Below are 20688 nucleotides of genomic sequence, written 5' to 3' on the forward strand. Positions count from 1 at the left end.
ATTAAACTACGCTGCTTTCTTGGGTGATGGTCTGGTTTAGGAGTAACTGCATGGCATTTTCTTTGACCAGGAGCGCATCCTGATATTTTAAAAATCCTTCTTCTGATGTAAACACAAAATCAATCTGACCACGAAATGTGGAAGTTGAAATCTTCGTCGGGTTTCCCATGGGAAATCGTGACGAAGGGCTATATACATTTTGGATGCTGAAAGTCTCATAATGCTCACGGATTTTAATCTTCCCCAAATTGGCAAAAGCAAAATCGTGAAGCCCCTTTCCTGCCTTGGCATACCGGATACTTTTGGGCAATAAAGAGACAAGTTGTTCTGTATACATCAACATTTTACGGATGTCCGTTTTTTCGATCTTATTATAAAGTTTATCCCGGAGATATCTGGCCTGATGCCAGAAATCGTACTGCTTGTTTCCAAGTGAAAGATCAATCATCACCGGAAATGGAAACAGATGATCACTGCCTATTTCGGGTAAAAAGCGGCGGGCATCCACAGAACAGAACATGCGTCTGTTTGTTGAAAGATGCCTGACATTTTGAAATGCCTTCATAAAGGTCAGGCTCAAAACTGTATTAATACTTAATCCCTCCTCTTTGCATTTTTCCAAGATTACCCCTGTCATGTCGCTATTCAACTTCCAGTTAATCGTATAAAAATGATCCTTTTTCTTTTCCTTCATCCAACTGACCACACCCAGATAAAAACGGGTCATTCCGGTTATCAAATTCGCTGTAAAAATATTGGCCATATTTCTTTGTATGTCAACAGGAACAAGGTCCATGAGGGACGACACGGCCTGATAAGAGCCAATATCCTTACCCGGATTATCTGCCACTTCCAGTATCTCGTGCATCAGCTGCATGACCGATGTTGCGTCACAAATGCAGTGATGGCAAACCAGTATCAGTTCAGAGGTTCGCTCTGATCTTACCCAGACCAGCCTCGTCAAAGGTTCCTTTTCTACATCAAATAGTTTATGCCACTCTTTTTCTGCTTCGTTCCGCCAGTCTTTATCAGAATTTCTCTCAACGATTCGTAATGGTATGGGCTGTATTTTGTCCGGCGACACGTACCACGGAATTCCCTTCTCGTCCTGCCAAACTACAATTTTTAAGAGCGGGTGACGGTTTTGTACTTTTTGCAGTGCCTTTTCCAGATTTCCCTGAGAAAGACATCCTTCCACGGTCACCGTAAAAATCAGATTCACCGGCGTATTCTTCCCCGCAAACATGGAGCCCTCCAGAAAGCTCATTTTTCTTTTCATACGCCAACGGTATTCGCAACAAATGCTTCAAACATCAGTTTCATCGCTTCCTGTTTGATCTTCACGGCATTTTCACGTGCCATAAACATTTCGTTTGAGACAAACGAAAAATCCATTTGTTTGTTAAAAGTGGTGGTAATAATGGTAGTCGGATTGCCAAACGGACCGATCACCGTTGGACTGTAAACCGTTTCAATCGAGAAAGTCCGGTAACCCGAGGGGATATCAAGCCGTCCCATATTCGAAAACATAAAATCGTTACCGGCTTTGGCATAAGTAAGGAATTTTATCAAAGGTCTGATCGCCTTGTGAGAGCCTTCCATGCCCATGATAAATTCATACGGGTTCAGCTTGTCCATTTGTTTTGAAATCAGCACTTGCTGCTTTTGGACATTTACCCAAAAATCAGTCGCCGACTTTTTAGCAAGCTGCATGTTCATGGCCAGCCCAAATGCGAAAATCGTATCTCTTTTTACTTCCGGCATGTACCTGCGGATATCCACAGGACAGATGGCCTTGCCATGCGCGGCGGTTTTGTTGATCCTCTTAAAAGCCTCCAAAAATGCAAGGCATAAAGCAGTATTGACCGTTACCTGATGCTTTTTGCAAACGGCAAAAAGTGCTGAGGACTCTTCCTGGCTAAGTTTCCAGCTTATTAAATAGTCAGATGCCCGCTGTGGCAGCACTTTATTTTTTGTCGAAATAAAGCGCGACATCACTGCCAGCGAAGCATTTACAAGGCCAGAAGAAAATCCGGCCTTGATTTTCTTTCTTCTGTCATTTAAAATTTCAGCCGGAATAAGATCAGCGAGTGATGAGAATGTTGATGAAGTGCCAATTTCGTGGTCTGTGTTATCTAAAACGGCAAGCAAGTCTGTCAGCAAAGCCATCCCTGAGCCGCCGTCACACATACAATGGTGAAAAGCCAGGATCAGATCCGAGGCTTCCTCGGAACGTATCCAGACAACGCGAAGAAGCGGACCGGTTTTTATCTGGAAAGAAGTGGCCCATTCATACCTCGATTCATCGATCCAATCCTGGTCGGACAAACGCGCTACAATACGCAAAGGAATTTCAGGCGCGGGCGATTGCTGAACAAAATAAGGATCACCCTTTTCGTCCTCTTCGATACAGGCCGTGAGCGCCGGATATTTGGCTTGCAGTTTTTTCAGTGCCAATGGAAAATTTTCAGGTACAATTTTCCCGGCAATTTTCACCGAAAACACCCCGTGAAAGGGCTCTGAACCATTTCCATATAGCACTCTTTCCAAAAACAGTAGCTTTCTTTTCATTTTTCGATGGCTAACAGACCGTTATTTTTATTTCAGATGTTCTGGTTTTTAAACTTTTTCTTCGAGTACTTCCCTTGCAAAATCTTCCAGCAAAGCCACGGCCGTGTCATTTCCGCCGGCATCAATAAATGTCTGCTGAATCCTTTTGGAAGCATTTCTATATTGATCGTTCGTCAGAATTTCCCACATCGCCGCTTTAAGATCAGCTATTCTCAGCCGTTTATAACGAAGTTTGATCCCGCATCCTGCGTTCTCGATCAGTGCTGCCGTATGAAAATGATCATAGGCAATCGGTGTTATAAGCATCGGCAGGCCGTTCATGAAGGTATCATTGACGGTATTAAAACCACCGTGACAGATCACAGCGTCCATTTTCGGGACAATTTCCGACTGGGGCACAAAACCTTGTACAATAAAATTGTCAGGCCAGTTTTCGATTATTCCCGGATCTGTTGCCGCTACGATGGTCAGGGGCTCGTTGGCAAAAGCTTCGATAAGCTTCTGAAAAAAATCCTTTCTGATATCAACCAACAAAGTCCCCAACGACACAAAAACTTTCGGGCCTGTTGCCTTTTCGAGGCGATCCCAGGGAAATGGTGTCGTATTAGGTCTGCCTTTGACGGGCCCTACAAATTTCATGTGAGATTCCGAATCCGTAAATCCCGCGAATTCCCTTGAGGTAAAAACAATATTCAACAGATGTGAATGAATGACAATGTCATCGGTATAAATGCCGACCGACCTTTGCAATCCGAGAATAAGGTTCTGTTGCCACTCGTAAATTTTAGGCGCCGAATTCTTCGTGTCGCCCATCACATCCGGCGGCACCGGTGTTGTAGTCACACAAGGAATACCCTTCTGATAGGCACATAGCGCACCGGCAAAAGTGATGCAGTCATTAATTATGACGTCCGGTTGAAACTCGTCCACCACCCTGGAAAGCCCTTTCATCAGAATTTTCGCCAGTGGTACATAGGTTTCCTCCAGGGCCAGTTTCATTACCTCCGGTCCGGAAAGTGAAGGCCCGTCATCCTGCCTTTTCAGTATTTTTTCAATTTCTTCCTGATGCTCTTCCAGCTCCTGATGCGGTACAATAAATTTCCCGCCCTCAGGAATATGCTTATCTGCAACTTCTGTAATACCCACCCACACGACCTTATGCCCTTTCTCCAATAAACTGGCGCCAACACTCAGCGTAGGACTTAAATGCCCAAAAAATGGTGGTACCACAAACATGAAATTTGCCATGGCTTGCTTATAATGTTTTCTAAAAAAATAATTCAGCGGACCTTTGCCCGGTTAATAATCAAGCCTCTATACTATCTATTCAGTGTTACTTCCGCCTTATGCAAGACAAGACTTTCCAGTAATTCTGCCGCCTTGGCTGTTCCTCCGGCTTCCCTAAATGATGTCCCGATTTGCTCCGCACTGGCTTTATAATCCGGTTCGGATAGAATTTCCTGCACCGCTTCTTTTAAATGACGTGCTTTAAATCTGCGATAATTCAACCGCACGCCGCAGCCTGTCGCCACCACCCTGCCGGCCACGTGCGACTGGTCATAGGCAATCGGAATCACGACCAGCGGAAGGCCCTGATAAAGCGCTTCGCTGACCGTATTATGCCCGGCATGGCATATCACCCCATGTACATGCGGCAGCAAGTCCAGCTGGGGAACTCGGCTTTGCACAATAAAATTGGCAGGCCATTCGGTAAACAAATCAGGATCAGATACCAGCACAACCTGAATATTTTCGCCGCCAAAGGCTTCAATCACTTTACCGAAAAAGTCGCTCTTATACGCGTGATCAAAAGTTGTCCCTATTGAAACAAGAATTTTCGGGGCATTGGATGCATTGAATTTCTCCCAGTCAAAAGCGGCCGTTTTTTTGCGGTGGCCGATCACAGGACCGGGAAAATGATAATATCCCGGCAATTCCATCGCTCCGAAAAAATCCTGGGAAGTAAACACCATCGTAAGCAATTCCGAACACGCTACCGATTTTTCATCTTCAAGCCCAAGTTCCTTTTGAAGTGCGATGATCTGGTTAATCTCCCATTCATGAATTTTGGGCAAATCTTCCATCATTTTGACGGCTGCCGGCGCTGTTACCGACGTAGCATACGGAATACCTTTCAGATAAGCCGCCGTCGCACCTGCAAAAAGCTGATGGTCGTTGATCACCACATCAGGTTCAAAAAGATCCAGCTGGGTTACAATACCATCAAACATATGCCGGTTCAGCGGCACCAATACTTCTTCGTAAAGAAACTTAATGCTCTCAATTCCGTACACAATTTTCTTGGTAATGATATCGAGATACTGCTCGCTGTTGCTCTTTTCCTGATCGTTCTGATCATAGCGGATCAGAAGCAACTGGCCTCCTTCGGGCAGCTGAGCTCCAAGATTTTCATCCAGGCTAATCCAGCCCACCTGATGCCCTCTGTCAAGCAGCTCCGCTCCGACACTCAGCGTTGGATTAATATGCCCCGTTAAGGGCGGCACTATAAATACAAATTTCCCCATGAACTAGGTTTAAGCCGATTGTTTGACGACCAGCAGATTAGCATCACAAATATCCAGATCAACGTTTTTGTTAAAAAAGAGCAGCAATTGGCTCCCTATCGTTTCGGGCTGCTGAATTGGCACATTATGATCGCCGGGAACCAGAACCAGATTTGCATCCGCTATCTTGGAAGCCAGCGTATTGCCCGAAGGAACACAATTAGAGTGCTCGCCATAAATTAGCAAAGTCTCATGGGTTAACTGGCTCAATGGTTTCTGTTGAAAGAAATCCTTTTCAGATTCCATATCCGAACGAATTGTCGTCTCATTGAACAAAAACTCGTACATACGATGATTTCTTTCCAACTGCCGTTTCCCCATTTGCATTTTTGTCGTATCTGCAAAATTGTTGACATAATGGATCAAAAACTCCTTGCTGTACGTATCGATGATCGTCAGCGTCTCCTGCTCGTTAGGGTCCGGGCCTTCGATCACGACCAGCTTGTCGATTTTCTCCGGATAACGGATCGCCATCTTTAATGCGACCAATCCGCCGTAACTATAACCAACCAGGTGCGTTTTATCAACTTTCAACTCCTCCATTAAGGCATACAAATCATCGGTCATCGACGCCAGATCGTATCCCTCGTTCACTTTCTCACTCATACCATGTCCCCGCATATCATACAGTATCACCCGGAAATTCTCAGCAAGCATCGGTGCTATATTGAAATAATACACAGCCAGATTGCTGAACATACCATGAATCAGAATGATCGTCTCTTCTCCGTCCGGATTGAGCTCCTGAATATGTAGTTTTATACGGTGAACGTCGATTACTGGCATAGGCGGATATAATTTATGATGTCGCTTAATTTCAGACTAATGATCTCGTCAAGATCCATATTGGAAAGCCAGCCGGTAAAATTGATATTTTCGCCAAAATAGATTTTCACTTTTTCAGAAAACGCCACAATTTCAATGCTGTCCATTTCCAGATCCTTTGTAAACGAACTGTCCGGCGTTATGTCCATTTCATCGACAAATTCCTCACCGATAACCTCCGTGATGAATTGATTGAGCACACCAAATATTTCGTCGTTGCTTAATGTTTTAGGTTCAGTTATTAATTGGTCCATCCGATTATAAAGTTTTTATGTTTGATAGTACTAATCCAGGTATCTTGTATTTTAAGCGATTCGCCCCTGATTTCTTCGATCACATAGGCCTTGGGATTGCCCATTAACCCTTTCCCAAGCATTTTACCAAAGGCTTCCTTGGCCACCCAGCACCGCGTCACCCATTCGTCGGTTTCCCTTGAAGCGATCAGCGACAACTCAGAGGTCGTAAACACGATTTCATTGAACCCGGCACTTCTGGTCTGAATTTCTTCGATATCGATACCCACGGGTTTATCGAAACGGGCAATCGCGACCGCTTCCAGATTTTTATGCGCCAGTGATATATTAATTCCTTCCACCATAGCTCCTTCTAAAAATGGCTTTCCTGCGTCGTCGGATTTTATCTCAAATTCGATCGGGAAATAAGGCTCGTTTTTTGTTTTCAGAAGCAGCATGCGCACGGCATCTTTTACCGCCACCCGACTGATCATCCACTCCTTTTTCTTATTAGGCAGAAGCGAACGCTGGTGTTTTTTCTCAGTCTGGTTGAAATATCTTTTCAGGATAAAATCCCACGAAACAACCCGTTGATAAACATTTCTAAAAAGGAAAATGCCAGGCGCAGCTTCTTCGGACAAAATGTTGTGCAAAGGCGCCATCGACACATCCCATAGCTTGTTATCGATTTCAAGGCGGCGGTTTTGCCAGCCGCGTATAATTGCCCAGACTTTGTTATCTCTTTTTAGGATAAAATTGGCTGTCGCAAATTCTTCGGTAAGCTCGGTCAGGGCGCAAGTACATTCAAATGTCCCCTGCTGATCGGCCATATCGCCATAAAATTCAACTTCCTGAATTTTAACAGGAAATGCAATCCTGTCTTTTTCCAATGTCAGTTGAAGCCACAAACCAAAAAGCTGACCAGCGTTGTCGAGCAGAGAGCCTTTTCCGGCATTGCTTTCGATAATACCTCTGATACCATTTTCTGCAACCGAAATCACTTCCCTGATCCCCTGATAAGCAGGTCCGTGAAACATGTTTTCTTCATAAATCTGCTTCGGCGTAATTGTTATACCCAATGACTTACCAATAGACAAAGCTTCCACCTCGGGCGTTCCGTAAGATTGTGCAAGCTGCACTTCCGAATTGGCATATTTATCAAGATCCAGATACACGTGATTGGCCCCCTTCCAGGTACCTGTCACCTGCTCCTGAAACGGCGCAACAACGTTCATCCATTGAAAAACCTTGATATGCATGATTTTTTGAACCAGCAGTTCAGGAGCATTTTCATTGGCTATTTCCCCAAACAATTCAAAGATCATGGTCATGGGTATCACCGGATCCATGTCCTCAACACAGTGCCAGCCCGGCTTCTGTTTCAAAAGAGAATGATCAATCAGATACGGCGAATTTTCAAGCGAAACATTCAACTGCTTGCTAAAATTCTCCCGTTTTACAGGTTTTGGCGGCGTGTAAGGCGGCTGCGTATTGATTCGTACCGGTGGCGTTTTCCGGTTGATTAAATTGACGATTTCCGTCTGAATATCTGCGATTTCATTAAGATTATTCGAAAATGCACGCATGACCGGATTGGCCACATCGGCCAGTGCAAGCTCCTTTTTTATGACAGGATTTTGGCGTGAAACACGTAATGCCTTCACTGAATCCATTTCCGAAACAAATGGTGAACCCAATTGTAAAGACATCAGCGCGCCTGCATTTTTCTTTGCCTTTTCTATTCCTAAAAAGGATAGGTCCATTTCTTTTCCCTCAACAAAAAGCGCAGCAACGACTCTTTGCAGCTGTGAAAGCCCAGACCGTAAATTTGAATTTGAAGGAATGGCGCTGTAAGTTTTCCCTTTAAGCGTATCATCGATAAAACCCACCAGACCACCCGAACCCACCTGAATAAACACGCGCGCGCCTTGGTCATAGAGTTTTTCCGTTAATTCCCGGAACCGCACTGGCTTGATCAAATGCTCTACACTTAACGCCCTGATTTCATCAAAGTTTTCAGGATAAGTCTGCAAGGTAGTCGCCGACCACAATGGAATTTCTGTTTTTTGAAAATCCATATTTTCCATCCCTGCCAGGAGCTGATCCAGTTTTGGTTTCAAAAACGGCGAGTGAAAGCCCGACTGGAATGGAAGTATCTGATGAAATATCTGCTTTTGCAGCAACGTCGCAGCCAGCTCGTTCACCGCTTCGATGGTTCCGCAGAGAATAACCTGCTGCGGACAGTTGTCTATCGACAGGTAAATATCTTCCTTACCTTCAAGAAACGGGATCAACTTATCATAACCCGAGCCTACTGCCAGAAAACGGGTGTTTTTTACTTCAAATAACTGCGGGTCAAGTTTGGTCAAAAGATGCAACACCGACGCTTCCGACGCTAAACCGGAAGATCGTCCGGCAAGCCATTCACCCAAACTGTGTCCGGCATTAAGATCAGGTATCACGCCCAGATTTTTCAGTGCGGAATCCAGAATGCGGCTATTTTCAAGCAATTTCATGGCCGTACTGAAAACACTTTCATCTCCCCGATCTCCGTCAGATTCAAATCTTGGCAGCTTAAAATATTTCGCTACACTTTCTGTTTCTCCACCCGCCAGGCCATCCAGACCCGGAAAGAGAAATGCAACCTTTCCACCGTTTAAGATTAAAGGATTATTTGTATACCAGATATCCTGTCTGTTTCGCCACGGCGTATTTTTCTCAACGATTTTCGCCGCTTTTTTTAATCTGTCGGGTGTCGGATCAAAAACCGCCAGTCTGAACGGACCAGCGCCGGCTTCCTTGTCATTATTTTCCAGTGCTTCCAGCAAGGCTTCTTTACTTGCACGTGCTAAAAGCAGCACCTCATCTTTTTGAAATTCAGGCAGATTAATTCCCCTATGGATCCCATTCACCTGCAAGGTTTCCGTCTGAAATGCTTCGATAACAACGTGCGCATTAATCCCTCCAAAACCAAAGGCATTAACACCTGCACGTCTGGGAAGCTCTGACGAATTCCAGTCACGCGTCTGGCTTACGGGTGCAAAACGGGTCTGATCCATCGCTGCAAGCGGGGTTTCACAATGCAGTGTTACAGGCAGTTTGTTATGATATAGGGCTAATGCCGTTTTGATAATTCCTGCTATTCCAGCCGCCGGCATTGCGTGACCGATCATGGATTTCACCGTACCAATTCCGGCCTTTGGAAGCGCATCGCCCTTTCCAAAAACATTGGCAAGGGTTTCAAGTTCTATCCGATCCCCCAGAGGTGTTCCCGTTCCATGGGCTTCCAGATAACCGATTTCGCTGGTCTCAATACCCGCCATCTCCCATGCCTGACGAATGGCCTTGGACTGCCCCTGCACCGTTGGGCTCATCACGCTTGCACCGGCACCATCGCTGGACACGCCTACCCCTTTGATCACCGCATAAATCCTGTGACCATCACGCATGGCATCATCCAGCCTTTTTAAAACTACAAAACCGCAACCTTCACCAATAAGCAATCCATCGGCGCGCTGATCAAAGGGGCAAATTTGTTCGTTTTTCGATAATGCACCCAACTGATTGAAAATACTCCAGAACGGCGCATTCTGGCAGGCATGTACGCCTCCGGCAATCATAATATCAGCACGGCCAGAATCCAGCTCTCTCACCGCATGATCGATCGCAATCAGAGAACTCGCGCAGGCCGCATCCAACGTGTAAGCTGTGCCCCCCAGATTCAGACGGTTTGCAATCAGCGACGCAACCAGATTAGGAATAAGTCCCATGGCCGTATCAGCCGTAAACCGTCCCTTTTTCTGCTGAAATTCTCTTTTTACCTTTTCAAGATCTTCTCCTTTCAAATCAGGAAGCAGATCTTTCAAAACCTGCACGATTTGCTCGCCTGTCCGGACAATTTCAATAGCCCGGGTAGCACCGGGCCCGGTATAATTACCTTTTCCGATAATGATTCCCGTTTTGTCAAAACCTTCTTTGGATGCGAGTAAACCGGCGTCTTCCAATGCCTTGTATGCCTGGCTCAAAGCCAGCAGCTGCTCCGGCTCGGTGCCTTCCACCGCCAAGGGCAAAATGCCGAACTGCACCGGATCAAACTGCGCATACTGATCGATAAATCCACCCCGGCGACAGTAAAAACGGTCAACGGACGGATGATCCGTTCCGAAGAAAACAGCATCCATCCGGTTTTCCGGAACAGTCTGGATAGCATCGACTCCGTTTTCTATATTTTTCCAAAAAGTATGCAGGTCACCTGCCCCGGGGAAAATCCCGGACATACCAATGATCGCTATATCTGTATTTTTCTTCATAAACTGAAAACTTCTTTTGATAAATTTGGACACCTACTCCGCCATGATAAGCACCTGGCTTTCGGTACCGTATTTCAATTCATTGACAAAAGTTTCCATCCCGTCCCGTAGCGGAATCAAAGGAATTCCACGGCGTTCATACTCCCGTTCAAGCGACGGAGATACCATGCCCGTTCCCTTCCAGGGCCCCCAGTTTATGGAGATAACCTTCCCTTTGATTTTCTTCTTCAATTCCCATGCATAACGGTCCATCACGCTGTTCGCCGCTGCATAGTCCGTCTGGCCGCGGTTACCGTAAACCGACGCCACGCTCGAAAACAAGATCACAAACTGCACATCACTTCTCAGTTGTTCGGCAAGCACTCTCAAAGGCGTCACTTTAGTTGAGATAACCCTTTCAAAAGAAGCCACTGTTTTTTGATGAAACAACTTATCTTCCAGCAGACCGGCTCCGTGAATAACACCATCAATACGGCCGTACTGCTCGTAAAGCTGGGTAATCAGGTTGCTGAGCTCCTTTTCATTTCTTAGATCCAAAGCATGGTAACTTACCGTGCAGCCATATTTTTCCAGTGACGCGATCGTGCCCAAAATCTGATTGGACTTATGGATTCCCTCGGTACGTTTTTCAATTTCAGCTGGTGTTTTCAAATCACCTTTTGTAATCAGAAATTTCCGGATTTCTTCCTTTGTTTTCAGCCCGGAATATTGCTGATCACCTGTTTCACGCGGGTCGGCAGACCTTCCAACGAGCACATAATGACAAGGATGATCCTTCGAGAAGTGTACCAAAAGCTCGGAAGTAATCCCCTGCGCACCTCCCAGTGCCAATACCACCGATTTTTTATCCAGTACGATGTCCGATTTTGTTCCGGTTGGAAGCTGGGTTGGTACCAGTTTAAGAATCTGACGGTTTTTCTGATCGTAGATAACCTCCGAAGGTTCGTCACAATTCTGGATTTCGGAAAGGGTAATGGCGGCAATTTCCTCGGATGAAAGCTTGGAAGTAATACTTACCAGCCTGCATTTGGTATGATCATACTCTTTGTCCAGACTTTTCAGCAGACCTGAATAGCCCTGAAAATGTCTTAGCAATTTGATATCCGAATCACCGGAAACAAGACTCTGCGTATCAGAAATCGTGTAAACCCATTTCACTTTTTCAAAATCAAGCTTCTTGATCAGCTCGAAGGACTCAATGATCGTTGGCCTTACCGGTGATGCAAAAATGTTAAGGATAATCAGCCCATCGAAACTTTCAAGCGATTGATTATCAGAAATAATCGTCACAATGGCTCCTTTTTCTTCCAACAAATTTTTAATGGCTATGGCAACCCCACCTTTGTCGTCGGTAACGGCAAAGTGTTTGGCAGCAATGTTTTCAACCTGGGCACCATCGACTGACAATGGTGTCAGTTCAAAACGAAGTCGTGATATTTTTTCACTTAAAACAACCTTCACTACTTCGTCACCGGTTCCGGCCGTAATCTGTTCGATAGAATCTTTCTGATCTGAAAGTGAATTGATTATCCAGTTGATAAGTCCGTTCAGCGTTTTGATCGAAGCCAGTTTTTCAACAAGCTCTTCGCCTTTGTTGTTATATATCTCAATCAGTCCGTCGATATTGTTTTTAAGCTCTCCAATAATCTCCATCCGCTTGATCGAGTCAATGCTCAGGTCGGCTTCAAGGTCCATATCCAGGCCAAGCATTTCCTGCGGATAACCCGTTTTCTCGCTCACCGCGTCGAGTAAAACGGTTTTAATTCGCTCCTGTGACCATCCTTCAATAACCCCGTCCTGCGTGACCGACAGCGAGCTGAGTGGAATATTTTCAACCGCAGGCTCACTTTCCTGCTGGTGTCCGGCCATCCAGTCAAGCAACAATTTCAGGGTTTTAATCGATGCCAGTTCTTCGATAATCGACTCTTCGCTTTTCGAAGAGGTATCAAAACCACCCAGTTGATTACGAAGTTCTCCGATAATCTCCATGCGTTTGATCGAATCGATACTCAGATCCGCCTCCAGATCCATATCCAGACCTAGCATTTCCTCCGGATAACCTGTTTTATCACTAACAACCTGCATCAGCAGCGTTTTGATATCCTTCTTAACTTTTGCAGCACCAGCTTCTGATACTGGCTGATAAACCTCTGGCTGTTTGGCAAATACCTCGACAGCCGGCTCTTTCCTGACCGTGTTATCAAAGGAAGCATTGTATTGCAATCCATTCAAATCCATCGCAGCGGAAGCCGCTGGTGCTTGCCCGAGGTATCCAAGAATTACGTCACGCTGAGCCTGCACCAGATATTTCACACTGTTAAGATATTCCTGAACCATCAGCTCGGCATTACCACTTGCCTGTACCGGCGCTGGTTGTCTCAGCGTTTGTATCAGTTTCAAAGGTGTTGTGATGGGTAAGGCGCCATGACTTGGCAGTTTACCATGGGCCGGCAAAGCCATTTGGCCGTCAACAATCCATACAGAACTGCTTTGGCGATAAAGTTCGGGTTTGTCAAGATCAAGAAGTTTCACATCCCGGTCTTCGAAAAGTTTGTGCAGCTTGATTTCTCTGCCGCTTGCCAGATAGGCAGCAAATGTATTTAAAAGCTGGTTGATGCTGTTCAGATCCTTGTCTTCCGTGAAAAGACGAAGTTCATCCTTGCCCAAAATAGATTTTGTAAGTCCGGTAAGCACTTTGCCAGGCCCGACTTCAACAAATACGCGGGCCCCGCTTTCGTACATGTTTTGCACCTGTTCCGAGAATCTGACCGGTCTGATCAAATGTTCGGTCAGGCGCTCCTTAATCTGATCCGCATCAGACGGATAAACCGAAGCTGACGTATTGGACCAGACTGGAATCGTTTGTGTATAGAATGAAATTTCTTTCAGGGCATTTTCGTACAGACCTTTTGATTTGGCCAATATCGGGCTATGGAAAGCACAGGCTACTTCCAGTTGCTTGTACGATATTTTTTGTTCTTTAAGTTTTTCAATCAGGCTTTCAATCGCCGGTGTTGTTCCGGCAAGCACCCATTGCTGCGGAGAATTGTGGTTGACCGGGTAGATCTGATTGACTTCCGAGACAATTTTCGTCAGCTGCTCTTCCGGGCAATTTACTGCGATCATCGCTCCTTTGTCGTCCTCAATCGCATCCAGAATCGCCTTCGCGCGTTTTTCACTCAGCGAGACCAGCTGATCCTCATCAAAAACATTGGCAAAACACAAGGCAGGAAGCTCGCCATAGCTATGCCCTGCGACCATATCCGGGTTGATACCGAAATCTCTTAACAAGGAAGCAATCGCAAGGTCAACAATGCCCAAAAGAGGCTGCGCCAGACGCGTGTCCTTAATCTTCTCTTTTTGATTTTTTAACGATGCCTCATCAAAAACAGCATTTGGAAACAGGATTTGCTGATATGCCGGATTGCCTTTCAGCAATTTGCGCATGGCAGGGAAAGCCACAAAAAGCTCTCGGGCCATATCCACCCGCTGACTGCCCTGTCCCGGGAACATGAAGGCTACCTTTCCTTTCAGCTCTTTTGCAGGATAAATACCTTTCGCCTCAGTTCCTGCCAAAGCAAGCTGAATCTTTTTTAAAGCATCTTCCTGATTATCGGCAACGATCGCAAGCTGAACCGGTTTTTTATTATACTCACTCAGGCTGAAAGCAATATCTTTCAGCGCAGCCGTTTTATTTTCAAGTATGGATGCGGCAGATTTTAGCGAAGCTTTGATCTCGTCGAATGAATCGCCACGGAATACCAATAACTCAGCAGGCCACGACTTTATTACAGACTGTTTCGGCTTGTTTCCCTGCGTATTTTCAATAACCGCATGAAAATTCGTTCCACCAAAGCCAAATGCGCTGATACCGGCAACACGGCGTTCATCGGTCCACAAGGCTGCTTTTGTATGAAAAGCAAAAGGACTTATTTCTGCGTTGTAAAAAGCATTCGGATCAGACAAATTGATCGTAGGCGGTTTCACGCCATGATACACGGCTAATGCTGCTTTGATCAGTCCTGCCAATCCCGCAGCGCATTTGGTATGTCCGATCTGGGTTTTTACCGAGCCTAAATGTGTCTGACTGGCAATCGCTCCGGAGGCCAGCAACATATCCGTCAATGCACTTAATTCGGTCCGGTCTCCCACGACCGTCCCTGTACCGTGTGCTTCTACAAGCCCGAGTTCGACGGGAGACACCCCAGCCTGCTCGTAGGCCCTTTCCAAAGCTTTCACCTGGCCCGATTTTCTTGGTGCCGTCAAACCCAGACTTCTGCCGTCGCTTGAACCACCAACACCTTTGATCACGGCATATATTATATCTCCATCCCGAAGGGCGTCTTCTTCCCTTTTTAAAACCATCATCGCAACACCCTCACCCAAAGCAATACCGTCCGCTTCGGAATCGAAGGTTGCACAGCGACCTTTGCGCGATAATGCATGCGTGCTGGAAAACATCAGGTAATCATTGATTCCGTTGTGCAGATCCGCTCCGCCCGCCAAAACCATATCCGATTTGTCCAGTATCAATTCCTGACAAGCCAGGTCAATAGCGGCCAGGGACGATGCACAGGCCGCATCAACGGAATAATTTCGTCCGCCAAGATTCAGCCTGTTGGTGATACGGCCAGAAATTACATTCGCCAGAATACCCGGGAAAGAATCCTCGGTCAGTTTTGGCAATGCATCATCCAGTTCCTTTGGCATTTCTCCAAAAATCTGCGTAAACAGTGCCCTGAAACCGTAATTGTTAGCCAGGTCATTTCCGCCTTCCGCGCCGATGATCACCGAGACATTTTCACGGTTTACATTTTCAGCATATCCTGCATTTTCCAACGCCTGTTTCGCAACCAGCAAACTCAACAACTGCGTAGGATCAATAGCGGCCAGCGACTGTGGCGGAATACCAAATTCAAGCGGATCAAAATCTATTTTGGGAATAAACCCGCCCCATTTAGAGTGCGACTTACTTCCGTTTGTTGATGTCGGATCATAGTATAAATCCTTGTTCCAGCGTTGATCGGGCACTTCTGTAACCAGATCTTTTCCGGCAAGAATATTCGCCCAGAACTCTTCAATATTTCTGGCACCCGGATAAATACAGGCCATCCCGACGATAGCCACGTTCAGGGCACCCTTTTTATTTTTTGGAATAGCAGGCAAAACGGCACGATCGATGAAACGGAAATTCCCATCGGCAACCTCCTGATGAAGTTCCGCAATCGTAACAACTTTATCAAGCATGGCAGCAGCCTGTCCGATCATGTACATGCCGCTTTCCAGCTGGTCTTTCGACTGTATTTCAATCAAATCATCTCCTTTTCTTTCCAAACCCTTAGCGGCTATACGTAAGCGCCCAACATTGAGTTTTTCCAGTTCAGCCCATATCTCTTTTTTATCAAGACCCTGGTTTAGCAACCGCTCTTTCTCTTCGTTGAAATAAGTAGCGAAGGGAGAATCAAAACAGCGGGTTTCATGCCCCGGCGCGGTTTCAAGCAAAATGGTCTCTGTATGAACGACGGCCTGCGACTGGAATTGCGGAAGTATTGCTCCGGAAACTACGGCTTCTTTGGTATACAAATACGCAGTCCCCATCAACACACCCACCTTCACGCCTTTTGCCACCAACGGCGCAGACATTACCGAAACCAGCGCTGTTGAATAAGCGTCATGGATTCCGCCGGCAAAAAAGACTTCCAGCTGCTCAGGCTGTTCTTCCAGTAACAACCGGTTGATTTGCTTTTCCCACAATACAAAACTGGACAAAGGCCCGACGTGACCGCCGCATTCCCGTCCTTCAAATACAAATCTTTTAGCTCCCTCTTTCAGGAACATATCCAGAAGAACCGACGAAGGAACATGCAGGAACGTCTTGATTCCAAGTTTTTCCAATGGCTTGGCCTGCGAAGGGCGCCCGCCAGCAATCAGCACAACCGGCGGTTTTGCTTCTGTAATGTAAGCAAGCTGTTCGTCACGAAGCTCCTGCGACGCAAACCCCAATATTCCTACACCCCAGGTTTTATCCCCGGCCAGTTTAGCGGTTTCGCTTATGAGCTCTCTTGCTTTTTCTCCTTTCAGCAGCGACAAAGCGATAAACGGCAATGCACCTGCTTCTGCTACCTGTTTAGCAAATTCAGGCACGTCACTCACCCTGGTCATCGGGCCTTGTGCAATAGGATAACGCATCCCCAGAGACCGGGCAAGCGCATTATTTTCAGAAATCGGATCAAGATTCTTGGCCTGTCTCAGGTGTCCGTATACAGATTCCCTGATGGCAAATACAAGACTCGACACCTTTTTATATTTTTGACGAAGATCCGTACCAATGCAGACATCCTGTCCCAAAGGCAGATAACCCTTATCCAGATCCGTTGATCCCAAAAATGGAACCAGATCTTCAAACGTCGGTTTTTCGGGGAGTACAGGCGAATTCGGACGACTCAGCACTCTGAACCCGTCGATTACGCGCGTTTCATTACCATTAAGTTTCTCACAAAGTGTTTTCAAACCTGCCGGTGCCTGGCACTCGGGAAACTGCAAAAGCTGACTGTCCAAAACCACGCCTTTTGCTCCAAGACCAATAACCGCCGCAGCATTGTGCACACCAATCCCACCCTGAACCCAAACAGGGATCCCGGAAACCTCTCTTAAAATTCGCTGAAATAATATAAACGAAGAACCTGCACTTACTTTTCCGGCAGCCTCATTCCCTTTTACAATAATCCCATAGGCGCCCTCCTGCTGGGCAGCACGCGCCTCTTCCACACTGTGGACCTGGTATATAATCTTGACACGCTTACTCTTGAAAGGAAAGGTTAATCCATAAGGTACAATAGCTAATGTTATTTGATCGGGTAAGTTTATATCAAAGAAACCTGATTCAGCAATACAGATCCCAAATTTAACCTTCGTCTTTTTGGACATCTCTCTAATCGCCTCAGCAGCTTCCTTTCGATCTCTACCCAGATGTATAACCGGAAAAGCCTTCGCCTTGAATAAAGCCAGGGCAAGTTTTACATCAGGTTTTTCTATTGGGGTCAGACCAATAATTTCTAAATTTTTCATAACGTTCCAGCGCAAATAATTTATTCCGTTTCGTTTTCATCTTTTTATGTTCTATTGTGGTAGGTATGAAGGCATGGTTATCCTTTCTGTATCCGAAATATAAGGCAAAAAAATTATCGAAAGAAAGTTATTCTACTTTTATGTGAAATTTTTTCTACACTATTTATTTTAGTTGTAGTATTTCTTTATATAATTTAAATTATCTACGTCACGAAAATTTTCGCATAAATATTGTAGCATATTATCAATGAGGAGATTACAAAACAAAAAGCAGCGATATGGATATACCAGCCTATGGAATTTATAATCAAAATGGGAATAACGCTCTACAACCAGACAAGTCCTACAAATTTCCGATGCAATACTCAGTCACTTATATAGCTTGATAGTGACCAAAAAAAATAGTTCAGGCGCAATCGTCAGCACCGAAACAGAAAATCGCCTTTGTCAATAGACGAATAACCTCGCACGTATTATACTACCAATATTGGACTTTAACAATCAAAATATTTCTACTAAAAACATCTATCTATACTACAAATCAATTCAATTGAAACAACTATTTTTGGAGCGCTGAAAGTATAACCTCCTTTATTTGTTTCCCACACACTATACGCATATTATAAACTTTGATTGTTGCTCCGGGATTTGATAATCTTACAAATGCCACGGTTTTGTTTTTTAAGTGGCGGCCGGACAATCAATGGAACAAAATCCAGTTTCGTCAAGCTTTTACCATGCAAAAACACCCTGTCGGAAGTTCTGACAAGGTGTTTTTGCATGGTAAATACCTATTCTGAATGCAGTAATAAACTTCAGACAGTATGAAGATTCGTATCAGAGAAACCCATTCCTGAGCACAATATCATTCTTAAAAAATGCTGACTTCTTAAAAAAGAGAAAATATCCCCGACAAATGTCAGAGGATATTTATTTTACTACAATCCACAAATTATATCGTTCTGATCTATCAAAATGACTACTCCAGTTCTTTCGAAACCTTTTCACGCAGGTTTATAACCCGGGAAACCAGATTGGAACACTCCTGTTCCGACATCTGATCGATTGTATTGATCACTGCACTGACAACTACTTTTCCATCCTGATCAATTCTCGGACCTTTCTGTTTTATTTCTTCTGTAATAATCTGCCATTCAGGGCTTAATGCATCAGAAAAATATTTCGGAGGTATAATGTTAAAATATCCCGCCAACGATTTCAAATGCTTTTTAGAAAGAGGGTAATGCATCGTGAGGTTCTCAGCGAGTTTCGATAGCTCGATGTGAACAAAAATATTTGACTTGTCCATGGGAAATGTATCATGATGAGGTTTACGGCACGATAAAAATACGAATAAGTATTACAATTTCATCTATATAAGTAGCATTTATTTTACATCACTGTCTTTTTTAGAAACATCCAGACATAATCCATTCTGTGAAACGAAATGATCGACCACCACGTAACTTTTATAAAGCGGCGGAGTCCTGAAAGCTATTGACCAATCACGGTCTGGGATGCAAGTGGGAGCTTTTAGTATTCAGGATTTTGCCTAGGGGATCTGTGTCGCCAAAATATTTTTTTGCCATGCTGGCCGAAATTACCATACTGAAAGGCTCAGTCAAACAGCTTTTCCGATCACCCGAAAGCAATGGATAGGAGAACACATTAAAGAAGGATGCGTCGACAAGATACATATTCCTTTCAGCATCAATCTTTTCACTGCCCTTGCCTTCCTTGTAAGAAAGCGTATAGGCATTCATGAACAAAGAATTGGGCACCATCCGGACAAAATCCAGGACTTCAGGAAATTCTACCTTCATAGCCGACCCCACGGCCGGATGATTGGCAGCTGTGGTTGGACTATTGGCCAAACTTCCGGAATATGAAACGGGTACGCGGTAAATATTTGCAGCGTTCGTATTAAACCGGTCATAAGTGGATTCGAAGTACACGTACTGGAAAATGAAAAAGCAGGCTGCAATCCCAATGGCGAGCCCGAAGATGTTGATGGCAGAGAATCCTTTGCTTCTCCAAAGGTTGCGCCGGGCAATTTTTACGTAATTTCTTAACATATCGAGGCATATTGTATGATACAGATTTTGAAATCCCAAAGACTATCGCTCCATACCCATCCACCACGAAAAAATAAATCCTACGCCATTAAATTGAGCTTATTATTTACATAACCTGTCAATTTATAAAAATGCAGACTAAACGCAAACGCATTATTAAAAGAGGTGAATAAAATTTACTGTGATTTTCAGTGTTAGTGCAAGAAAAATGAGGGTGTCTTCTATGTTGAAAAACAAGTCCAGGATTAAATTTTAGGCTTATTTATTAAATTTTGACGATAGGTTATTAATCTCCCGTTGAAATGTGTTAACCTGAAAGGTTGACTTTTCAAGCTTATACCTTTTCCCCAACAGCTCGGAGCGGTCATAGGCAATTTTAGAAAGAAATGCTTTAATAGATTTCCCATCATTTACAACTACCAGACCTTCAGTTACGTGGTTTACTTTCGGTTTACACTTTTTGCAGTTTAATTGAATAATACGATTCTAAGTTTTATCCTGCATTTTTATAATACAAAGCTTCGAAAGCCACTGGATTTAAATAATTTAATCCAGAATGCAGCCGTTTGATATTGTAATATCCGTCAATGTATTCAAATAAAACACTTCTTAGCATTTCAATACTTTCATAACCACCTTTGGGCATGTCTAATTCCGCCTTTAATCGGCTCCAAAGAGATTCTGCCCAGGCGTTGTGTCATAGGATCATCAGCACGTGACATACTCTGTTCTAGGGTAAAAGTATGTACCAACTTTTTCATGTTATTTGATAAATATTGACCTCCTCGATCAGAATGGATAATTAATCCAGATTTAATTCTTCTTTTCAGCAGTGCCTTTTCGAGTGGCTCACGCACAAGATTTTCCAACATATTATCTGCCAATTCCCAACCAACTATTTGGCGGGAGTATAACGGGGCCGCCCCTTTAGATTAGCACAATAAATATTAACTTTCTTTTGTCCAAGTAAAAATCTGGAAGTATGAGGGTGAACTATGGGGCCGCCTATTAATTAGAATTAACGCCGGAATTAGTCCTTCAC

Annotated in this window: 12 protein-coding genes; all 12 read right to left on the bottom strand. The window is 44.7% G+C overall.

Features of this window, described 5'->3' with window-relative positions:
* Position 1: 1 nt before the first annotated feature.
* Positions 2-1279, bottom strand: coding sequence for a condensation domain-containing protein (locus RB622_RS23260; RefSeq protein WP_308049105.1), 1278 nt, complete (start codon positions 1277-1279; stop codon positions 2-4).
* Entirely contained in the window at positions 1276-2571 is a 1296-nt protein-coding gene (locus tag RB622_RS23265; RefSeq protein WP_308049106.1) for a condensation domain-containing protein, read from the bottom strand. Before RB622_RS23265 ends, RB622_RS23260 begins: the two co-directional genes overlap by 4 nt.
* Before the next feature lie 48 nt (positions 2572-2619).
* Entirely contained in the window at positions 2620-3819 is a 1200-nt protein-coding gene (locus RB622_RS23270) for a nucleotide disphospho-sugar-binding domain-containing protein (protein WP_308049107.1), read from the bottom strand.
* Positions 3820-3890: 71 nt separating this feature from the next.
* Positions 3891-5096 (bottom strand): nucleotide disphospho-sugar-binding domain-containing protein, encoded by a 1206-nt coding sequence (locus RB622_RS23275; RefSeq protein WP_308049108.1) that lies wholly within the window; start codon positions 5094-5096, stop codon positions 3891-3893.
* A 9-nt stretch (positions 5097-5105) separates the two neighbouring features.
* Positions 5106-5921, bottom strand: coding sequence for an alpha/beta hydrolase (locus RB622_RS23280; RefSeq protein ID WP_308049109.1), 816 nt, complete (start codon positions 5919-5921; stop codon positions 5106-5108).
* On the bottom strand, positions 5912-6214 hold the full coding sequence (locus RB622_RS23285) for an acyl carrier protein (RefSeq protein ID WP_308049110.1): 303 nt from the start codon (positions 6212-6214) through the stop codon (positions 5912-5914). Before RB622_RS23285 ends, RB622_RS23280 begins: the two co-directional genes overlap by 10 nt.
* Positions 6202-10503: a beta-ketoacyl synthase N-terminal-like domain-containing protein gene (locus tag RB622_RS23290; RefSeq protein ID WP_308049111.1), complete on the bottom strand. Its 4302-nt coding sequence runs from the start codon at positions 10501-10503 to the stop codon at positions 6202-6204. The genes RB622_RS23285 and RB622_RS23290 overlap by 13 nt, the downstream gene beginning before the upstream one ends.
* Positions 10504-10536: 33 nt before the next feature.
* Positions 10537-17571, bottom strand: a complete 7035-nt coding sequence (locus tag RB622_RS23295) for an SDR family NAD(P)-dependent oxidoreductase (protein ID WP_308049112.1) — start codon at positions 17569-17571, stop codon at positions 10537-10539.
* A 979-nt stretch (positions 17572-18550) separates the two neighbouring features.
* Positions 18551-18880, bottom strand: coding sequence for a hypothetical protein (locus RB622_RS23300; RefSeq protein WP_308049113.1), 330 nt, complete (start codon positions 18878-18880; stop codon positions 18551-18553).
* Between the two features lie 196 nt (positions 18881-19076).
* On the bottom strand, positions 19077-19646 hold the full coding sequence (locus RB622_RS23305; RefSeq protein WP_308049114.1) for an ABC transporter permease: 570 nt from the start codon (positions 19644-19646) through the stop codon (positions 19077-19079).
* Positions 19647-20139: 493 nt separating this feature from the next.
* A complete protein-coding gene (locus RB622_RS23310; RefSeq protein WP_308049115.1) occupies positions 20140-20292 on the bottom strand; it encodes an IS3 family transposase in 153 nt (50 codons plus the stop codon).
* Positions 20273-20518, bottom strand: coding sequence for a hypothetical protein (locus RB622_RS30395; protein ID WP_409021844.1), 246 nt, complete (start codon positions 20516-20518; stop codon positions 20273-20275). The genes RB622_RS23310 and RB622_RS30395 overlap by 20 nt, the downstream gene beginning before the upstream one ends.
* Between the last annotated feature and the right edge of the window lie 170 nt (positions 20519-20688).

Origin of the sequence: Dyadobacter sp. LHD-138 (assembly GCF_030929615.1) — a bacterium.
In the GTDB taxonomy this organism is placed as follows: domain Bacteria; phylum Bacteroidota; class Bacteroidia; order Cytophagales; family Spirosomataceae; genus Dyadobacter.

What these genes read in the sequence shown, in the direction of transcription:
- RB622_RS23260 (WP_308049105.1), bottom strand. Translation starts at nt 1,279, where the DNA reads ATGAAAAGAAAAATGAGCTTTCTGGAGGGCTCCATGTTTGCGGGGAAG.
- RB622_RS23265 (WP_308049106.1), bottom strand. Translation starts at nt 2,571, where the DNA reads ATGAAAAGAAAGCTACTGTTTTTGGAAAGAGTGCTATATGGAAATGGT.
- RB622_RS23270 (WP_308049107.1), bottom strand. Translation starts at nt 3,819, where the DNA reads ATGGCAAATTTCATGTTTGTGGTACCACCATTTTTTGGGCATTTAAGT.
- RB622_RS23275 (WP_308049108.1), bottom strand. Translation starts at nt 5,096, where the DNA reads ATGGGGAAATTTGTATTTATAGTGCCGCCCTTAACGGGGCATATTAAT.
- RB622_RS23280 (WP_308049109.1), bottom strand. Translation starts at nt 5,921, where the DNA reads ATGCCAGTAATCGACGTTCACCGTATAAAACTACATATTCAGGAGCTC.
- RB622_RS23285 (WP_308049110.1), bottom strand. Translation starts at nt 6,214, where the DNA reads ATGGACCAATTAATAACTGAACCTAAAACATTAAGCAACGACGAAATA.
- RB622_RS23290 (WP_308049111.1), bottom strand. Translation starts at nt 10,503, where the DNA reads ATGAAGAAAAATACAGATATAGCGATCATTGGTATGTCCGGGATTTTC.
- RB622_RS23295 (WP_308049112.1), bottom strand. Translation starts at nt 17,571, where the DNA reads ATGAAAAATTTAGAAATTATTGGTCTGACCCCAATAGAAAAACCTGAT.
- RB622_RS23300 (WP_308049113.1), bottom strand. Translation starts at nt 18,880, where the DNA reads ATGGACAAGTCAAATATTTTTGTTCACATCGAGCTATCGAAACTCGCT.
- RB622_RS23305 (WP_308049114.1), bottom strand. Translation starts at nt 19,646, where the DNA reads ATGTTAAGAAATTACGTAAAAATTGCCCGGCGCAACCTTTGGAGAAGC.
- RB622_RS23310 (WP_308049115.1), bottom strand. Translation starts at nt 20,292, where the DNA reads ATGCCCAAAGGTGGTTATGAAAGTATTGAAATGCTAAGAAGTGTTTTA.
- RB622_RS30395 (WP_409021844.1), bottom strand. Translation starts at nt 20,518, where the DNA reads ATGTTGGAAAATCTTGTGCGTGAGCCACTCGAAAAGGCACTGCTGAAA.